Raw genomic sequence first — 18,806 nt, 5'->3', positions numbered from 1 at the left:
GAAGTTTTAAAAATTGACGTTTATACCAAAGGAATAGATTCGGCTTGGGGGGGTACTAAAATAATCGGGATCTAAGCCTTTCTTATTTGCTTTCCATAAAATGCCGACATTATTTACTGAAGCATTGACCTGTATGGGAATTTTTGCAAATGAATAACTTAATCTCAGATCCTGTAATCTGATGACATCACCTTTTAAGACATTGGGCTCAGCATATTTATAAAAGTTATCTCTGCTGGTATTTGCGGGATATATCATTGAAGGGATGTTAGTCCATTTCTCATCGCCGGGATTTTGCCACCTTTGATAGAAATCTCCATGTCCTGCTGTACCATTGAACATTCCCGCGTATCCCACAGTCCGTTTTCTAAAATAATGACCAAACTTATAATTTATAGAAAATGTGAACTGCAGTTTCTTCCACCCGAGCATTCCTCTTAAGAAGCCATAATGGCTTGGTAAAGCTGAGCCATAATAATGCAGATTTTGCAAAGAATCATTCAGCAACTTTTGATAATCTTTGGAGACCTCACCTTTATAGCTACCTTGAGGATCTCCATTCTGTGGATCTAAACCCTCAAAACGATAGGCAAATACAGGATACAATTCCTTATCCAGAATTGGATTTAAGATCTGCGGGCCGCTTTCTGCATAATTCATCGTCGTATTTATAGCACCATTATAATCTTTCACGACACTTTTTGAGTAAGAAAATCCGAACGTCGTATTCCATTTCAGCGAACTATTAGGGTTTGAAGCAATACTTAATTTAGCATCCCATCCTCTGCCATTGATTACACCGATATTACGGTAGGCATTTCCAAAACCTGTAGTCGGATCAATCTGATCAGGCGCAATCAGATCAACAGATCTTTTGCTATACCATTCAACCGATCCAGAGATTCTATTTTTTAGCATTGAAAATTCTAGAGCACTGTTAAAAGTCTGCACTTCTTCCCATTTTAAGTATGGGTTGGGCGGTGTATTGATCAGACCATATTGATAATTTGTGTACTGCGCAGTGGCCGCATTGTATATCATAATCGGATCACGATTGGCACCGCCGCCAATATTTCCGCTTGTACCATATGTCGCGCGTATTTTGAGGCTGCTTATCCAGGATATATCCTTCAAAAAATTTTCTTCAGCCAATGCCCATGCTACCCCTGTAGACCAAAGGGGGTTCCATTTTTCATTTGTTATAGCACCAAATACATTGCTTCCATCCTTTCGCATTGAGCCACTAATAGTGTACTTGCCATTAAAGGTATAGGCCGCATTTGCGAATAAGGATAAAAACCGTTGTACATTTTGGGAATTACTTCCATAAAACGGTATATAATTATTTCCGTAAAGATTATCGAAAGTTGGATACGGATTGACATAGTCCACTTTCTGTACCGTCAGCACATCGGCATCAACACCATAGTTTCGGTATGAATTACCATCGACCTTGCGGTGGCTCAGCTCTGTACCTATGAGTATATTAAGTTCATGACTATTTGCCCAATTTTTTGCAAAGTCTAACTGCGCACGGATACGATGGCTCATCAGCGTACTGAACGATCTATCCTGTATTGCTCCTTTTGGCAATATGTATTTCAATTTTCCATCATTCGTTTGCTGCGTAAACTGATTAATGAGATTTCTTGAGAAAAAACTTGATTCTTCATATAAGGAAGTATTTCTTGATTTTTGCGTTTCAGCCCCATAGATCAACTGTCCGGTAATTCCTTTAAATATTGAATATCTCGCAATCATATTTGCAGCAAAATGGTCCATTTTATTTTTTGTCAACGATTTATTTAAATCCTCCATAGGGTTGAGAGTCCAGTCTATCCCATTTTTAGCACCTAGCTCGCTTACGTAATTTTGGTTGAGCAGATAGGGCACGGTTATCGAGTTTCCGACATCATCAAAAAGCCTTGTATAGGGATAATAGAAAAAGTTATCGGTCCCTGCCGGTGCTCTATCAATGGTTGATGTATAGGAGAAATTTGCCTGTAGCTGTAAATTATCGGTAACATCAAACAAGTTAGTCTGTCTTATGGATATTCTATCTGATAGACTTTTTATGTGCTGACTTAAGTTTCTGTCCCAACCTATCGAAACGCTGTGATCGGATCGGGTGTTGCCGCTATTTATTCTTATATAATCTTGTTGAAGTGCGGCTACTCTATAAAATTTTTCTTTGTCCTTTCTATAGTCATAAGATCGCCAGGATCGAATTTTACGGTCAGCCTCATCCTGCTGTATCTCCCCCAATCTCAATTTTTGTAACAGATCTACCACTGGCGACAGGACTATTTTACGTAATGCCAATGGGTTGGAGAATTGATTGTCAAAATGTCCTTTATCAAAAAGCATCATTTCGAGATCTATAAAGTCAGTTGAATTCACAATAGGTTCATAATATAAATCATCGGGAGGCTGAAAAGTCCAATTCGAAGAAAAGTCTATCTTAAATTTATTTGTGGCTTTTTTCGTTGTGATCACGATTACACCGTTTCCTGCTCTTGCTCCCCATATTGAAGTTGCCGCAGCATCCTTTAGTAGGGTTACGTCTTCGACATCATTTGGGTTGATCTGATCCAATGTCCCTTCGAAGGGGAAATTATCCAGTACAATAAGCGGCTTCACATTTCCTCCCGAAAAAGAATTGAGGCCGCGGATGTTCAGTTGAGCGCTCTTTGTCCTATTATCAAACTGGAGTCCTGTTGCCAGACCATCCAATTGCCCTATGATTGTGGAAGAAATCCTTCTTTTTAACAGATCATTGCCCAAGTTTTCAAAAGATCCTGTCGCTCTTTCCTTGGGCAGCTTCTGAAAGCCATTACTATAGACCACAGCTTCCTGCAACTGGGTATTGCTTTGTTTAAGGACAATTTCAATCCCTATTGCATTATTTAAGTAAATTGAATCTGTAAGATAGCCTATTTTGCTGCAATATATCCATAGTGGCAATTGAGTTACAACGATATTAAAATTGCCCTGGCTATCACTTGCCCCCAACATTTTCTTCTGACTGTCCCTAAGAGTGACCTTCGTCACAGGATCGCCAGTTTCATCATATACTTTTCCTTTTATCATTTGTTGCCCATACAAATGACTAGTGAAAGAGATTATTACCAATAATAACAGTATTTTCATTCTTGCGCTCCTTTCATTCTAGCGAGCAGCACTTTAACTTGATTATCATTGAGAAAATCAGATGTGGATAGCGCGCCCAGTTTACCGAAATGATCGAGCCAAATATAGATTGGCACTGCTTTATGGGGAAATATCTGCTTAAGGAAAGTATCTAAAACGACTGAGGGAGTTTGCGTTCTGTATTTCTCAGTTTTTTTACCACGAAACACTGTTGCGATCTTTGTGGTATCTTTATCAAAGCTATTGACAAGTAAAAAATTAATTTTATCACCATGGAGACGTTTCAATTGATCCAGTTTAGGAAAATTCGCTACGCAAGAGGTACACCATGTGGCCCAAAAATCCAAGATCAAAGGTTTACCACGATATTCTGCTAAAGTACGCATGACATATTTATTGTTCTCAAAGATCATAAACTCATGGGACCAGAATTCTTCAGGTACTCTAAACCCAATCATCAAAGGTTGAGCAGTGCTGAGCCCTTTGGCCCCGCTGTCCTGGCGGGGCGTCTGGGCAGATAAACTAAACATATGAACCAAACACAGCAGCAACACTCGTGCTCGTTTGCTCTTAAAGGCTTTGTACAGATTGTATATTGTTGATTTCATCATCTTAAAGATTTGGCTGGTTAATAGATTGAAAAAAATCGTTGATTTTTTTAGTTAGCTGGATTTCCTTCCTATTCGCTTCCAGTGTAGACAGTTTTATTGCGCTTGTATCTAAATGGGGGCTATGCGTCAGGAAATACGCTATTAGCGCACGCAGGATATCAGACAAAAACAGCGTTTGCTGTAGAGCTTCTAATTTGCTTTCGGAAGCTTCGCCAAGGGTTCTGCATCTGAGGTCCAACGCATAGAGGTTTTCGCGTATGGTGGCGAGCGCGTAATTACCCCAAAAGCGTTCAATACATTTCAATGGATCGTAACTGTCTTCATGGATCTCGTAGAATGGCCTGTCGAGATGCAGGAGATCTTCATAAATGGCTTTCATGTGTTTAGTTTTTGGCTGTGACCTTAGCACATAGCTCTCCCTGTCCGACCGAAATCAGAATTTTGCGGGAGCCTGAATGGGCTCAGGTCACAGCAGTGAAAAAATAAGAAATAGGTTATCGGGCGCGGTGCAGGACAGTTACACGTAATTTGATAGAGACGATACCGCGTCCGTTGGTAAAATAAAAAACCGACCTTTTTTTATAGAATTTCTATAACAGTGTTTTTCTCAAATTTTTGCTTTTGAAATCGGAAACCCTTACTTTTAAAGTGCGAAGATAAAAGAGATGAGGGCTGTGCAATTTTAGAGCGTGGATCTAAAAAAAACAGGCCGGTAAAATCAACAATTGGTAGGCTATAAATAGGCTATTAAGGCTTTTTATATCCATTCGATACCCAGGGGCTATCGACCATTGTTGATTTTAAGCTTTTAAGAAGCTATTCAGGTGGACAGTATTTGTTCTTGATAAGCAGTGATACTGCAAGCTGACTCAACTGATCCTTGATCTGCCGTCGTTCTGTTGTGGTTAATGACTCTTTTTGTTTCATAATTTACAAGTTGGGTTATCAACAAGAGTCTCAAGGAGGAAGTAAGAGGGCAAGCATTTATAAATACAAAAGAGGCAAGCCCCACTATCTTCCACTGAACACAGGTACGGCAAAGAACCCAGACGCAGTTTCCAATAGGGGAGCTTGCCCCTCCTTGTTGTAAAGATACAAAAAGCATTGGGGGTCGCAAACCCTACGTCTCACGTCTTTTGAAATTTGCCGTTTCGTGCCCGAGACTAAATCAGCGAACTGATTATAATACAAATATAACAATACAAAATATAATCGCAAATAAAATTGCGATATAAATTCAAGACATTAACTAACAGAAATATAAAATGAAGTTTGAAAAGTTTTTGAAAACTTTAAACAAAGAGTTTGAAGCGATTTTATCGGATAAAAATCCTTTAGAGTCTTTCCAACTAAATAGTGATTTATCAGTAGTAAAAGGCCGAAACTTTTATAATGCTGTAAAACTACTATCGAACGACTTTGACAAAGACTGTGAAAATGCATTATCCGAAATCGCCAACACAGCCCATAAAAAATATCTTGCAAAACAAAAAGGCAAAGTAAAAAACAATAAGAAGTTGAATACCTACCAAAAATTTATTACTCAATTTGTATCGTCACAAGCAGAAGTTTCAGAAAAAGCAGGCATTGAAAATACAAGATTCACGAAAGTACTAAATCAAACTGCAGATGATTTTTATGCCCATGAAGTTTTTTCGATTGCGAAATCTCAAAATATGAAACTGATAGATGCATTTGAACAGCTATACGAATAACTATTTAAGAATCCTATACTATCTCTGAAAAACGAAAGAAGCGACATGATTAATACTGCAAACTCTTCGACTACTTCCACGGCGATGGCGAGCGACCAATAATTGGGTTAACCTAAAGTAGCATCCAAAACGGCAAAAATAAAGATCAAAAATCTTTTATAATTTTTTCAATTTCAAAAAATTATTTCTATATTAGATCAGCCGGTTGAAATATACCAACATCTAGCGAAGCGCCTTAATTTATTAGGGCGCTTTATTACTAAAAGAGTCAACCCCATCTACATAAAAATAGATTTTTTTCGTAATATATTTAGTTTATAGAAGGTACTCCTCTCGCATCACTTGATGTGTGGGGAGTTTTTTTTGTTAGAGCAACTCTATCATTAAAATGAAAAAGTGGACTTGCAAATAAAATCGGCAGTGCTAGTTAAGCAGCTTTTTTAATTTTTTGCTCTTTGTTATTAAATTGCTCAATTGTAAGATTTCCCAATGTGGAGTGACGACGTTCTCGATTATACCAGATTTCTATGTATTCGAATAGTTCTGCTTTCATCTGACCCTTGGTAATCAATTTATTGCTGTAAATCTGCTCGGATTTTAGCGTTTTCCTTTTTTGACAAAGCGTCAGAGGGATTCTTTTGCAACTGTACAATGTAACATCTATTTTTTAGAACTTAACGGTAAATTATTTTTTTTCATGAAAAACATAGGGAAGGCGTTTAGATTACTTCGAATACAAAAAGGCTGGGAACAAAAAGAATTTGCCAAAAAATTGAACTTATCTACTCCCGCTGTTTCAAAGATCGAAACAGGATTTACCACGATTACGCTCTCTCGCTTAAATCAAATCGCAAGCGTATTTAATTTGACAACTGTACAGTTATTAGCTCAACATGTATTGCCTCAACGGAACAAAGGTAAAGTAAAAGAACAAGATGAGTGTGCTGAAATTTTAAAAAAAAATACGACAACGTGAAGAAGAAATCATGCAAATTCAGATGAAGATTATTCAACTCTATGAGGAACTATACAAAAAAGATATTGTTTAAATACCAGCCGCACTACATGCTGTTATAGCTGAAATCTGTCGCATTAAAGCCACTCCTTTTCGGAAATGGCTATTTGTCCAATGTTTCAAAAACAGAGTTCTGAGAGCGGTATTCCGGAACGATATCCTTCACCAGCTGCACCAATTTCATCTTATCGGTATTCGGATCAGCTGTTTTTGCCAGCGCACACAATTGCTCTACTCTCGCTTTTTGTACGTCCAGATCGGGAGTATTTACCTTCGCGATCATGATCTTTTCGTGATAAGTCTTCTCGGTGTTTTCGCCATTCGCCAGCAGCTCCTCAAAAATTTTCTCACCCGGGCGCAGACCGACAAACTTAATATCAATATCCTCAGGGTAGTTGTAGCCCTTCAAACGGATCATCTGTTTGGCCAGATCTATGATCTTGACCGGCTCACCCATATCAAAGACAAATATTTCCCCACCTTTACCCATTACTGCGGCTTCCTGCACCAATTGACAGGCTTCGGGTATGGTCATAAAATAACGGGTAATATTTGGATCGGTAATGGTGAGCGGCCCTCCTTTGAGCATCTGCTTTTCAAATAGCGGGATGACCGAACCATTAGATCCCAATACATTACCAAAGCGCGTGATGATGAAGTTCGTTTTGGAGTTGCTATTGACGGTGGATATCGCAATTTCAGCGACACGTTTTGTTGCTCCCATCACATTTGTCGGATTCACGGCTTTATCCGTAGACACCATCACAAATTTAGATACCCCATACTTGTCCGCCAATTGCGCCACATTATAAGACCCCCATACATTCGTTAAAATTGATTCGTACGGATTGGCCTCCATCAGCGGAACATGCTTATATGCTGCAGCATGAAAGACGTAAGTCGGTCCGTAAACCTGGAACAAAGTTTCCATAAATAGCGCATCCCTGACATTACCTACCATAAACAGGCACCGATCAAAATTTGCCGACGCGCTCAGCTCCTGCTGAATATCATACAGCGCAGATTCTGCCTGGTCCACCACGATCAGCTGTTTGAGATCCGTATGTGCAAGCTGTCGCACCAGTTCACCACCAATTGAACCCGCACCGCCCGTTACCAATACAATTTGATCCTTCATCTCTGCCGCAATGGACGGGTTGTCCAGATCAATGGCTTTTCGTCCCAGTAGATCTTCGATGCGCAAGCTTCGGATCTGGCGGGTTGCCACCTCTCCCGCCAACAGACGTGCCGTATCCGGAATAATTTTGACGACTAATGGAATCGGTTCCGCCAGCCTAAAAACGTTACTCAAGCGTTCGGGCGACCGATTGTCGATAGCAACAATCAATTCCGCAGCATTACCATGGCGATTGACGAACTCTTTATTCAATTTATTGATATCGTGGATTCTAAAGCCTTGGATACGGTTGCCGATACGATGCGGATTATCGTCCATAATGGCTACAATGCGGTATTTGGTGCGCGATGTTGTATGGATAAAGTGAAAGGTGGTATTGCCCATATTTCCGGCGCCAAAAAGGATCACGGGAATACGGTTGTCTTTACCTCCCCACATCAGCTCATGGTACAATGCCCGATAAAGCACGCGGCTAAACGTCATTCCAAATCCCGCTATCAGCGCATGAAAAAGCAGCTGGGTATCAGAGAAAGGAAAGGCTTCATGCAAGAAAGAAGGCTGCGTCCACTCTAACAGCTTGCATACAAGGACAGAAGAAAAATAGCCCAGTCCGATCGCAAACACCATCCGTTGTAATTCGCGGAGGCCGGTTTTATGTATAACCCCTTTAAATGTTCCCAGTAAAAGAAAGCAGATCAGATAAATGGTGGAGACCAAAATGAGTTGTATGCCCAACGCATCCAGCTCAACGCCGCCCCTATGTTTAAAGATGAGCACATAGCTGGCAAGAAAGGACACCACTACTATGATCATATCTATTAAAAGAATGACCCAACGCGGCTTGTTAACGGACAAGCCCTCCCTCCATAAATTACTCATTGAAAATGCATTAAAGTTCCCTTTCGAGGTTCAAGTTTGCGTAAATGTAGCAAAATAAAAGCGATGTTTAATAAAAATATTTTGCTACTCGAGATCTCGCTAATAGGAGATTTTTTGGCACTAAATTGCATTTAATTATTACGCGTAATTCATTAAGTATAGCCTATAAATTATTATATTTGGAATAACCTCTATTTGCAAAACCAAATGAACAATCAACTAAGAGATATTTTTTTTCAGTTATTGCGAATCGGTCTTTGGGGAGAAGGGAAGCTTTCCCTCAACACACCCTTATCCGATGACAATTGGAATAGCATCCTAAAATATGCGAACAACCACACTGTTGAAGGGATTATCTATGACAGTTTTACAATTTTAACAGAAGATCAATTACCACCAGCTTCTTTACGTTTAAAATGGGCTATCCGTGTGGACAAGATCGAACGTCATAATGCAAAGATGAATGCAGTGATTGCCGAACAGTTTTCGTTGTTTACGCAAAATGGTATCCGCCCGATTTTACAAAAGGGGCAGGGTGTCGCATCCTATTACCGCATTCCTCCGCATCGGATCAGTGGAGATATTGATTGGTGTTTTGAAGAAGATGATTATAGTCAAGCAAGAAACTACCTCAAAGAAAATCATCTTGATTTTGAGGATACAGCAGGCTTCAGTCTTCATTACTATTGGAAAAATATTCATATTGAGCATCACAAGAAAACATTTGATTTTAGAAGTCCATTAAAAAGCAGTTATCTAAAGAAACTCTTATCTCTATATAAAGATCGACAGCAAATAGTGACGATAAACAACGTCCACGTTCGAGTGCTGGCTCCAGAGCTTCAAATACTGCAGGTCAATATTCATATTTTGAAACATCTGATTACTTACGGTATTAGCTTGCGTCAGTTTTGCGATTCCGCGAGATTATATTATAGTGTACTTCCCAATATTGATGGTCAGGCATTGTATGCGATTTATAAGAAAACCGGAATGCTCAAATGGACTCACTTGCTTCATAAATTGCTTGTCGAATATATTGGGCTTCCACACACTGCGATTCCATTTCCTTACCCCAAAGATACCCGTGTCGATTGGATGCTAGATGAAGTATGGTATTCCGGAAATTTTGGATTCAATGATGAAAGATTTGAGCAGGGGGAAAAATCAAAGTTTTTCTATCGACCAGATTCTGGTAAACGTCTTTGGGGAAATTTTAAAAGGTATCTTAAATATGCTCCACAGGAAGCTATCGCATTTCCCTTCGTTCAAGCATACTCCAAGTTTCTAGGAAAAGATAGTGATTAAAACGCGTCTCCGATCTAAAATTAGAACTAGAGACGCTATCATTTGTATTAAAAATCTAAATAAATACTTTCATCAACCACCTTCTTCTCCGGCCATAAGCGTTGCGGATAATCTCCGCACTCAATCAATTGATGAATACTTTGTTGAACCTGATCCTTATCTTCCTTATACGTCACACCAAACCACTTTGCATCGGTTGGAAGTACAGAGAAGTTCGCAATGCCTTGTTTTACCATATAATCCGGCAAATCGGGAATAAAGAACTCTGCTTTCGGGTTCTCGTGATTTTGCTCCACAAAATCAGGAAATAATGCGCGTGCTACTTCAAATATTTTAGGCGTAAATCCCCAAAAATTCATCGACACCCGTGTATTGCCAGGTAATATAGTTTCTTTCTCTTCCTGCGCGTAGACGATATCGCTGTCTTTTCGATAAATGTTAGTTCTTTCCGTAACGCTTTGTAAATGATTCGTAGCATTTACTTCACATACACCACGCGAGACATAGCCAAAGTCTGAAAGGGTATTTCCAACCTCAAATCCAACCAATGCCATTTCCGTATCATTGGCTTGATGCTGTAAAAAAGTAGCCATTTTCTGAAAGGCATCATAGCCGTAAAAGTCATCCGCATTGATCACACAAAATGGCCTATCCACCTCTTGCTCGGCACTCATTACAGCATGTCCTGTTCCCCAAGGCTTCTGACGTTCGACGACGCGATCCACACCAAATTTTTTCAAGTCAAAATCCTGATAAGCGTATGCAACTTCAACGGAATCAGGCAGTTTATCCCCTACATTGGTTTTCATCACCTCCAAAAACTCCTCCCGAATGACAAAAACGACTTTTCCAAAGCCAGCCTTTATCGCATCATAAATTGAATAATCTATAATTTTTTCTCCAAAGGGGCCAAAGCATTCTACCTGTTTTGCAGAACCATAACGGCTGGCCATTCCTGCAGCCAAGATGACTAGAATGGGTTTTTGCGAATACATTTCATTTCTTAACATGACTATTTGATCTTATCTGTTTGTTTGTTGTTTTAAATATGCCTTAAAAGATACTTTCCTTCTTACGTTGAAGGACTAATTTCATATTTTGCGTTCGAGAATTTATAGGAAAATAGAAGCATAAAATAACAAAACATATGCCATTATTTATCCTTTCCCATGAACAAACCATGAAGAATTGATTAAAAAGAACCCTATAGGACCCTAAAATAGTGATGCCTCATCTTTTCTAAGGAGAGGCACCACTACTACTTTATCGTATTTATTATTATTTCTCTTCTTTTGTCTCTCCTTCAGCCTTATTTCCCTCAAGCTCCTCCGCCTTTACGCCTTTCGGATTACTCCATAGTTTCTTTTTATAGGCATCTAGCTTCTCCTCCACTTTTTTACCGTCCAGCTGCTGTCCTCCATTTTCGGTATCTTTCAGATTTTGCAACATACCAGGGGAAGATTCCCTCACAATTGTACTTGCAAATTTGTTCTGTACAAAGAAATCGTCCATGGTCATATCATAAAGTCCTTTATCCGGATCAGAAATATCGACCTGTATCAAACTGTAACGCAATTGTGGGAAATACAACCAAAAAGCCGGCGTTGCACCGACAGATTCCGCAAGCTCAGCTGATGTGGTGATATTCATTAAAGGTGCCACACCAATAATACGTGTCTCCAATCGGCTACGTTGCTTATCAAAGAAAATATCCTCCTTTACTCTAAATTTAGTCACGCGTGCCGGATCAAACTCATTCAGCGCCATCTTCGAGTCGATCTGATTACCCTCACCATCAAAAATTGGAACCAGCACGCTATCTGCAAAGCGAGCCATCCCTTCTTGGGCACTTAACCGCCCTTTAAACGAATCATCATCCGGACTATAAAGTGAAAGTTTTCCTTTTTCAATGGCTTTCATGATTACTTCAATCAATGAATTGCCCGGCACGGCCAATAGATTATTCTTTTCATCCTTGAGATCAATATCGCGCCACACACGTTTGTAAAAGCGGATATTCTTTTTATTCACCTCTGGGTAAGCAAAAGGTACGGCATCTTCCATACTATTCGCCTGGAAAAAGCCATCCTCTAATGGAATGGTATCCTGGATTACCTCCCCCGAAGGGATAGGCGTTGATGCACCCGTTTGCAACATGCGCTGTTGCGCAGGTACAGTATCTATTGTGGTTTCCTGTTGCGCAAACAATGACCCAATTCCAAAAGCCATCGCCGCTATCAATATTATTTCTTTTTTCATTGTTATCGATTTTTATATATACAACAGCGAATTAATATTTACGTGTTTTACTTTGAACGGTTGGCATTTCAAATGCCGACATCACACAACGGAAACCAATGTAAGAATGTGGTTCATAATCTACCGAGTAATTTCGGGTTTCACTATTTAACTGTTCACCGTTATCTTTCCAAGATCCGCCGCGCACCACTTTACGTTTCAAAGCATCGCCATCCTTTTCATCAGCGTCGTACAGTAGCGCTGGATTTAAGTCATTCACAAAAACCACTGCAGAGGGGCTATACGCATCGAGGGTCCATTCAGACACGTTACCAGCCATATTATACACACCAAACGCATTCGGCATATACGATTTCACTGGAAGCGTAAACGTGGCACCGTCACGCGAATACGTTCCTTCACCCTGTTTAAAATTGACAGCCAATTTCTTTTTACCTTCCGCACCATCAATGGTCATACGCGATCCTGCAATCGTATCCTGAGGATCCAATTTACCAGAAGCCGCATATTGCCATTGTGCTTCCGTGGGTAGGCTCAAGCTCAGCTGATAGCCATTGAGATAGGAATTTTTCAATACGGTAGCGGCCATCTCATTTGCACGCCAGTCGGTAAATGCACGCGCCTGCCTCCAAGTAACCCCCACTACGGGATAAAAATCAAACGAAGGGTGGGTAAAGTAATTCGCATCTAACGATGCAAGTTGCGCATTCGGAAAATCTTTTGTCCAAATATCTTCAACGGGCATTACGGCTACCGTATCGGTCACATATTTCTTTTTCACATTCCCTTTCGACTGAAGGTAAGAGAAACGATATTTGATCATCTCTGGATTGAGTGCTCGTCTATTGCCCTGCATTTCAAGCATAGGAGCAATACGCTCTTGGATCGCAGGATCATTGCTTCTCCAAATTGGGGATATTTTTTTTACTTTCGCCCAGTTGATCCGCTTTTGTCCTACCTGTTCACCTGCTACGTCCATAAAATATTGATCGTCATTTAGATAATCCGTTACAGCAACCGAATCTGCTACCCAATTAACAAATTCACGGTATTGTTTATTGGTTACTTCCGCTTCATCAATAAAAAATGCACTCACGCTCACATTTTTCCCGACGTTGCCGCTATCCAATGATCCTTTGAACAAAATAGTTCCCGACGGAATATAAACCATTCCAGGAGGGGGCGGTAACTTTCCGCCTTTAAACGCATTTACTTTCGGTGCTTTATACATCGCTGTATTCGACTTGCACGCTGTGAAACCGATTAATATAGCTAAAGAAAAAAGTGCGAAGAAACGGTTCCCATTATAACTTTTTAGTATGTTCATTATTATTCTATTTAGATTTAAACTGGCCTATTTACGATTGAACAATGCATATTTCACACCTACAGAGACAAAACCATATTGATCGTTATTCTTATTGATAATACCATCCAGATTATCGTTAAAGGTTAGTGTATGTTGATAGTTAACATTAATTGCCCATTGTGGCCCGTATAAAGTACGTCCAAAAGGAATATCAACCCCTACCTCTAAAGGCACCACAAAATGAATTTCACCGGGATCTTTTGCTATTTCACCTCCTGAAGATTCCAGGTAATTGGCATATAGCGTTGAAATATTTCTTGAAATACGATTTTTAACCAATCCGGCTCCAGCGCCCACGTACACATTAGAAAGAATACGTGATAAGGTATTTGCCTGCAAGGTATAATAACTGTAATTCTTCGCTCCATCCAAAAATTGACCTACCCGGATTTTACCGTTGATATTTCCAGCGAAATATCGATTCTTAAAGTCGCTTTCATAACCATTGCCTGCCAAGGTTCCTTTTTCGCCATGTAGTCCGACAGAGATAAAAGGTGTGATGAGATAATCCAACTCCCCATAAAAAGCAAATTTAGACTCAACATTTCCTAGATCGGTGAGATTAAAGGTACCTCCAGCACCTGCTCCAATGCTGATCGGCTTGGAGAATTGTGCAGAAACAGAACTGGATATAAGGCAACATACAGCAATAAAACTAAATAATAGAAGTTTTTTCATTTGGTTGAATGTATTAAGATATTAATAAGAACGGCTTAGCCTTTATAATAGTATCAAATAAAAAATCCCAAGCCGTTTTCTACGACTTGGGATTCAACAACAATAAGGCCAAAGTTAGTTAATATAGACCTTTATTTTATATTTAAGCGATCTTTTAGGTCTTGCCAAACTTTTGCAAGACCAGTTTTCTTAGTTCCTTTGTCGCCATAGCCATAACCATAGCCGTAACCGTAGCCATAACCGCGAGCGAAGTCCACGTCATTGACTACGGAAGCAAGATTCTTTAATTTTCCGTCAATATACAATTCTCGTGGCACTTGCAGTAAGCGTTTGTCAAGATAATTGACGCGAGACACATACAACGTCAGATCTGCATTATGAGCTATTAATAGCGTATCAGTTACTAAACTTACTGGCGCTGTATCCACCAATACATAATCGTAGTGCTCCCGCGTATACTTTATTACGTCATCAAAGTGTCCATTCATTAATAATTCCGCAGGATTAGGTGCAATGTAACCTGAATAGACCACATCGAAATCGTAATTACCTGGCTTTTTGATAATGATATTGTCAACATCCATATCTGGATTAATCAAAAATTGGGTAATACCCACGTTTGTATGCTGTAGGTGAGACAATCCGAGGTAATCTAAGACTTTAGGACTACGAATATCAGCGCCGATTAAAACCACTTTTTTACCAGACATAGATAAAATCTGAGCAAGATTGGTGGTTACGAAAGATTTCCCTTCTCCAGAAATCGTGGACGTTACAAATACCACTTTAGAAGCATCTTTATTATCAGCTCCAAACATAAAACTCATGTTGGTTCGCAAAATCCGAAATGCTTCGGCAAGGGATGAACGATCATTTAAATGCACAATGGTATCTACGGCAGTTGGAATTTCACCAAGTACCGGCACCTTGACAATATCTTCGATATCTTTACGGGAATGAATTTTATTGTCCAGCAAAAATTTTAAATATAAAATTCCAAAAGGAATAAGGAGTCCTAAAATCACAGCTCCAAGTAACACAACTCCCTTTTTTGGAGCTACAGGAACACCATTCCCATATGCTGCATCAATAATCTTCAAATTGTCAGGAGTAGCTGCCGCTTTTACTTCGCTCTCTTCTCTCTTTTGTAGCAAAAGAAGATATAATGATTCTACAATTTGTTGCTGTCTCGAAATCTTCTTAAAGCCCTGCTCTTGGCTGGGAATTGAACTAATTCTTCCCCTTATTTCGTTTGATTTACGCTCAATACTGTTCAAAGCCAATTTAGTAACTCGCTGATAGTTTTGCAATGACTTACGAATATTATCACTACTTTCTGAAATATTTTCGTTGAGAGCAATAACTGTAGGATTCTGTTCAGATGCTGATTTTAATAGGTCATCTCTCTCCAACACTAATTTATTGTAAGCCTCAATTGAACTTCCAATAGATAGATCCTGTAAACCGATATTTGAAGGCAAGAGTTTACCTTTTTCCTGGTTTTTCAAATAATCATTCATATGGTCAACCAATTGCAATTGAGTTCTATACTCCAAAACTTTCTTATCATTATCCGATGCTGTATTTAAAAACACTCCAGCTTCAGTAGCCATATCTACCATAGAATTAGCTGATTTGAATTCTGCGGCTTCTTCATCTGCTCCCGATAAATCTTTTGAAATTAGTAGTAAACGTTTATTAATAAAATCTGAAGTCGCACGTGTCATCCTCAGCTTATCATTTGTTAAATCGGCATTATAGACCTCTATTAGTGAGTTCAAAATAATTTCCGCTTTTTTACTTAACTCCGATCCCATAGAGAAATTTACAATGTAGGATTGAGTCTCTTTACTGGGGAAGATACTAATTGACTTTAAATTTATATCTACTGCTTGATCTTTAGAAATCACATGCACCTCATAATCTCCATTAGGAAGTAATTTCTTATTGGAATTTCTTCTAAATGCTCCTCTCGCCTTTCCAATTCTAAAAACTTTATTATAGAAAGCTGTCACTTTTTCTCCAGATTTCAAATCGACAATATTTAATATATTATTGTCAATAGTCCTTACTTTTATATTCAATGATATACTATCTTGGTCTCCTTCTGGTTGAAAAACAAACGGCATATCAGTCTCTAAGACCTCAGAAGTAAGTATCTTCCCTTTTACTGTATATATTACATTCAAATTATGCCGGTCGATAACCTTCCGCATTAAACGACGGGAGGATAAGACTTCAATCTGATCTGTAACATAAGCTGATCTTGTACCTCCAAAACCAATCCCACTTGTCAGTTCGGCTATTCCAGCCAGCTCGCCAGCCGATGCACTCTTCTCATCTTTTAATAGAATTTTTGCTGATGTATTATAAAATTTATGTGCATATCTGAGGTAAACTACTGCAATACCGAAAGTCAATACAATTGAAATAACAAACCATTTCCAATAATAAAAATATTGTTCAAATAGTTGTCTTAAATTTATTTCTTCTACTTTGTTTTCCTTTATTCGTAGAGGTTGTTGTTCCATCATATTATCGGGTCAATACTGAAATTACAGTGATTAATAGGCTAGCAATAGAAATGATAACATTTGTATTTGCACCTAGTTTTGAATTATTAATTTGAGATTTATTTGGTTCTACATAAACTACATCGTTTTGCATCAAATAATAATAGGGTGAGTTTAATGTATTTTGCTTAGTAAGATCTAGCCTTTGTATACTCTTTTTACCATCAATTTCTCTTATCAACATAACATTCTCCCGTACCCCTCTAATTGTTAAATCTCCTGCCATTCCCAAAGCATCTAACACAGTTAGTCTTTCTGTTGGCACAACAAATGACCCCGGCCGAGCAACTTCTCCTAGGACTGAAACTCTAAAATTATTGAAATTTATATTTACACCCGGGTCTTTAATATATTGACTTAAATCCATACGCAATTTTTCTATAGCTTGGGTACGTGTCAAACCAGCAATATGAATTTCACCAAGCATCGGCATAACAATGTTTCCTTTTTCATCAACAGTGTATGTCGGGCGTAGTGCCATATCAGTTTGTTGCGTCAAATTCCCTCCTATCAAAGTACTCATTGGATTAAAAGGAGCGGTAACTTTAGGGTCAGCAGCAGTAACGACAATTGTTAAAATATCACTTGGTTGAATCTTAGGAACATATTGTTCATACAAGGTATTTACCTGACTTGAGTCTTGCTGGAAATATACCATATTCCTCCTTGAACCACAAGAATTAAACATCATTAGGATCACTGAGCACAGTGCTAATGTTAAAGCATACTTTGAAATTAATCGCATTTCTTATTTAATGTAAATTGATTGTTCTTCTTTCTTGACAAAAATAATTTTTCCCATCGAATTATCTATAAAATGACATTTAAAAAATTAAGCAAGAAAGAATGTATCGAACCATCAAAATCTATGCCTAAAAATATCGACATTTTTTAATTAGAAAAGATAAGGCTAAATAATTTACTCAGCCTCTATCTTATCATTCAAATAAATTAATAATTCAATATTAACGACCTATATTGTAAAGGCACGTTTTATTGCTGCTTCAATACGTATTCTTTCATCTTGCGTCAAATTCGATCCCGAAGGCAGACAAAGACCATTATTAAATAAATTTTCAGCATTCTCGCCTCCATAGTATGGCGAATTTGCAAATATAGGTTGTAAATGCATCGGTTTCCATAATGGCCGTGACTCAATATTATCTTCTAAGAGTGCGAGTCTTAAATTTTCACGTGTAATACCTGTTTTATCACTATCGACAGTTATTGCTGATAACCAATGATTAGAATAAAAATCTGATGACGGTTCGGTCAAAACGCTTACGCCATCTATTTTGGCAAATATATCTCTATAGAAAGTTGCCATCGCTCGCCTTGACTCAACCCGATCTTTCAACACCTCCATCTGTCCACGGCCAATACCTGCACAAATATTAGACATTCTATAATTATATCCTATATAAGAATGTTGATAATGGGGGGCATCGTCTCTTGCCTGAGTAGATAGGAAGACTGCTCTATCTTTGTCTTCTTGAGAGTGGCAAACTAATGCTCCTCCACCTGATGTTGTGATTATCTTATTTCCATTGAAGGACAAAATCCCAAAACGACCGAACGTACCACAACATTTCCCTTTGTAAGTTGATCCCAATGCCTCAGCAGCATCTTCAATCAAAGGTATATCAAATTCATGTGCAATAGAGAGAATTTCTTCCATATTGGCGGGCATACCATACAGGTGGACTACAATAATAGCCTTAGGTTTTTTACCTATCTCTAGTCGATCTTTAATAGCCTCCTTTAAAGCGACTGGGCACATATTCCATGTCTCATTCTCAGAATCGACAAAAATTGGATTTGCCCCTTGATAAGCAATTGGATTTGCCGATGCAGAGAAAGTCATGGACTGACATATCACTTCATCACCAAATTCTACACCACATTCAATCAAAGCTAAATGCAACGCTGCGGTGCCAGCAGATAGAGCCGCGACTTTAATATCCGCGTTTAAAAATACTTCTAAGTCGTGCTCAAAACCATTAACATTAGGCCCTAATGGAGCCACCCAATTATTTTCAAACGCTTCATGAATATATTTTAATTCATTGCCCCCCATATGAGGGGAAGAAAGCCATATTTTATCTTTCATA

15 protein-coding genes are annotated in these 18,806 nt (G+C 38.8%); 3 read left to right on the top strand and 12 right to left on the bottom strand.

Annotation, left to right across the window (positions count from 1 at the left end; all coding sequences use genetic code 11):
* Window positions 1–6: 6 nt before the first annotated feature.
* From IQ31_RS11780 to IQ31_RS11770, 3 genes are read right to left on the bottom strand one after another with little or no spacing between them, the layout of a single operon-like run.
* Window positions 7–3,090 (bottom strand): SusC/RagA family TonB-linked outer membrane protein, encoded by a 3,084-nt coding sequence (locus IQ31_RS11780; protein WP_158638862.1) that lies wholly within the window; start codon window positions 3,088–3,090, stop codon window positions 7–9.
* 56 nt (window positions 3,091–3,146) lie between these two features.
* Entirely contained in the window at window positions 3,147–3,761 is a 615-nt protein-coding gene (locus tag IQ31_RS11775) for a TlpA family protein disulfide reductase (RefSeq protein WP_145328113.1), read from the bottom strand.
* A 1-nt stretch (window position 3,762) separates the two neighbouring features.
* Window positions 3,763–4,140: a hypothetical protein gene (locus IQ31_RS11770; RefSeq protein ID WP_145328112.1), complete on the bottom strand. Its 378-nt coding sequence runs from the start codon at window positions 4,138–4,140 to the stop codon at window positions 3,763–3,765.
* 886 nt (window positions 4,141–5,026) lie between these two features.
* Between IQ31_RS11770 and IQ31_RS11765 the strand changes: the two genes are divergently transcribed.
* A complete protein-coding gene (locus IQ31_RS11765) occupies window positions 5,027–5,476 on the top strand; it encodes a hypothetical protein (protein WP_145328111.1) in 450 nt (149 codons plus the stop codon).
* Window positions 5,477–5,903: 427 nt separating this feature from the next.
* Here the strand turns inward: IQ31_RS11765 and IQ31_RS28065 are convergent, their stop codons facing one another.
* The gene (locus tag IQ31_RS28065; RefSeq protein WP_280176854.1) at window positions 5,904–6,128 is read right to left on the bottom strand and encodes an IS3 family transposase; all 225 of its coding nucleotides are present in this window, start codon (window positions 6,126–6,128) and stop codon (window positions 5,904–5,906) included.
* A gap of 45 nt (window positions 6,129–6,173) precedes the next feature.
* Here IQ31_RS28065 and IQ31_RS11755 point away from each other — a divergent pair, with 45 nt between their 5' ends.
* Window positions 6,174–6,452 (top strand): helix-turn-helix domain-containing protein, encoded by a 279-nt coding sequence (locus tag IQ31_RS11755; RefSeq protein ID WP_145328110.1) that lies wholly within the window; start codon window positions 6,174–6,176, stop codon window positions 6,450–6,452.
* A gap of 142 nt (window positions 6,453–6,594) precedes the next feature.
* On the opposite strand, the gene IQ31_RS11750 is transcribed toward IQ31_RS11755, so the two are convergent.
* Window positions 6,595–8,508, bottom strand: a complete 1,914-nt coding sequence (locus IQ31_RS11750) for a polysaccharide biosynthesis protein (RefSeq protein ID WP_145328109.1) — start codon at window positions 8,506–8,508, stop codon at window positions 6,595–6,597.
* Window positions 8,509–8,715: 207 nt separating this feature from the next.
* Here IQ31_RS11750 and IQ31_RS11745 point away from each other — a divergent pair, with 207 nt between their 5' ends.
* Window positions 8,716–9,816 carry a nucleotidyltransferase domain-containing protein gene (locus IQ31_RS11745; RefSeq protein WP_145328108.1) on the top strand — a complete coding sequence of 367 codons (1,101 nt, stop codon included), beginning with the start codon at window positions 8,716–8,718 and terminating at the stop codon, window positions 9,814–9,816.
* Between the two features lie 47 nt (window positions 9,817–9,863).
* Here IQ31_RS11745 and IQ31_RS11740 read toward each other — a convergent pair whose 3' ends face one another.
* The 7 genes from IQ31_RS11740 to IQ31_RS11710 form a co-directional block, all read right to left on the bottom strand.
* Window positions 9,864–10,826, bottom strand: coding sequence for a nucleotidyltransferase family protein (locus tag IQ31_RS11740; RefSeq protein WP_244294459.1), 963 nt, complete (start codon window positions 10,824–10,826; stop codon window positions 9,864–9,866).
* Window positions 10,827–11,094: 268 nt separating this feature from the next.
* Window positions 11,095–12,075, bottom strand: a complete 981-nt coding sequence (gene porN / locus IQ31_RS11735; RefSeq protein ID WP_145328107.1) for a type IX secretion system ring subunit PorN/GldN — start codon at window positions 12,073–12,075, stop codon at window positions 11,095–11,097.
* Window positions 12,076–12,106: 31 nt separating this feature from the next.
* Window positions 12,107–13,402 carry a T9SS ring complex lipoprotein PorK/GldK gene (gene porK / locus IQ31_RS11730; RefSeq protein ID WP_145328106.1) on the bottom strand — a complete coding sequence of 432 codons (1,296 nt, stop codon included), beginning with the start codon at window positions 13,400–13,402 and terminating at the stop codon, window positions 12,107–12,109.
* Window positions 13,403–13,429: 27 nt separating this feature from the next.
* Window positions 13,430–14,122 carry an outer membrane beta-barrel protein gene (locus IQ31_RS11725; RefSeq protein WP_145328105.1) on the bottom strand — a complete coding sequence of 231 codons (693 nt, stop codon included), beginning with the start codon at window positions 14,120–14,122 and terminating at the stop codon, window positions 13,430–13,432.
* A 131-nt stretch (window positions 14,123–14,253) separates the two neighbouring features.
* Window positions 14,254–16,656 (bottom strand): GumC family protein, encoded by a 2,403-nt coding sequence (locus tag IQ31_RS11720; protein WP_145328104.1) that lies wholly within the window; start codon window positions 16,654–16,656, stop codon window positions 14,254–14,256.
* Window position 16,657: 1 nt separating this feature from the next.
* Complete coding sequence (locus IQ31_RS11715) at window positions 16,658–17,440, bottom strand: polysaccharide biosynthesis/export family protein (RefSeq protein WP_145328103.1); 783 nt, start codon at window positions 17,438–17,440, stop codon at window positions 16,658–16,660.
* 228 nt (window positions 17,441–17,668) lie between these two features.
* A complete protein-coding gene (locus IQ31_RS11710; RefSeq protein ID WP_145328102.1) occupies window positions 17,669–18,805 on the bottom strand; it encodes a DegT/DnrJ/EryC1/StrS family aminotransferase in 1,137 nt (378 codons plus the stop codon).
* Window position 18,806 lies beyond the last annotated feature (1 nt).

It is taken from the genome of Sphingobacterium siyangense (genome assembly GCF_007830445.1).
Lineage (GTDB): Bacteria > Bacteroidota > Bacteroidia > Sphingobacteriales > Sphingobacteriaceae > Sphingobacterium > Sphingobacterium siyangense.
This window is presented reverse-complemented; position numbering and strand designations above follow the sequence as displayed.

Excerpts from the sequence above, each read along its gene's own strand:
- IQ31_RS11780 (WP_158638862.1), bottom strand. The coding sequence starts at position 3,090 with ATGATAAAAGGAAAAGTATATGATGAAACTGGCGATCCTGTGACGAAG.
- IQ31_RS11720 (WP_145328104.1), bottom strand. The coding sequence starts at position 16,656 with ATGATGGAACAACAACCTCTACGAATAAAGGAAAACAAAGTAGAAGAA.
- IQ31_RS11765 (WP_145328111.1), top strand. The coding sequence starts at position 5,027 with ATGAAGTTTGAAAAGTTTTTGAAAACTTTAAACAAAGAGTTTGAAGCG.
- IQ31_RS11775 (WP_145328113.1), bottom strand. The coding sequence starts at position 3,761 with ATGATGAAATCAACAATATACAATCTGTACAAAGCCTTTAAGAGCAAA.
- IQ31_RS11725 (WP_145328105.1), bottom strand. The coding sequence starts at position 14,122 with ATGAAAAAACTTCTATTATTTAGTTTTATTGCTGTATGTTGCCTTATA.
- porK (WP_145328106.1), bottom strand. The coding sequence starts at position 13,402 with ATGAACATACTAAAAAGTTATAATGGGAACCGTTTCTTCGCACTTTTT.
- IQ31_RS11770 (WP_145328112.1), bottom strand. The coding sequence starts at position 4,140 with ATGAAAGCCATTTATGAAGATCTCCTGCATCTCGACAGGCCATTCTAC.
- IQ31_RS11740 (WP_244294459.1), bottom strand. The coding sequence starts at position 10,826 with ATGTTAAGAAATGAAATGTATTCGCAAAAACCCATTCTAGTCATCTTG.
- IQ31_RS11755 (WP_145328110.1), top strand. The coding sequence starts at position 6,174 with ATGAAAAACATAGGGAAGGCGTTTAGATTACTTCGAATACAAAAAGGC.
- IQ31_RS11715 (WP_145328103.1), bottom strand. The coding sequence starts at position 17,440 with ATGCGATTAATTTCAAAGTATGCTTTAACATTAGCACTGTGCTCAGTG.
- porN (WP_145328107.1), bottom strand. The coding sequence starts at position 12,075 with ATGAAAAAAGAAATAATATTGATAGCGGCGATGGCTTTTGGAATTGGG.
- IQ31_RS11750 (WP_145328109.1), bottom strand. The coding sequence starts at position 8,508 with ATGAGTAATTTATGGAGGGAGGGCTTGTCCGTTAACAAGCCGCGTTGG.
- IQ31_RS11745 (WP_145328108.1), top strand. The coding sequence starts at position 8,716 with ATGAACAATCAACTAAGAGATATTTTTTTTCAGTTATTGCGAATCGGT.
- IQ31_RS11710 (WP_145328102.1), bottom strand. The coding sequence starts at position 18,805 with ATGAAAGATAAAATATGGCTTTCTTCCCCTCATATGGGGGGCAATGAA.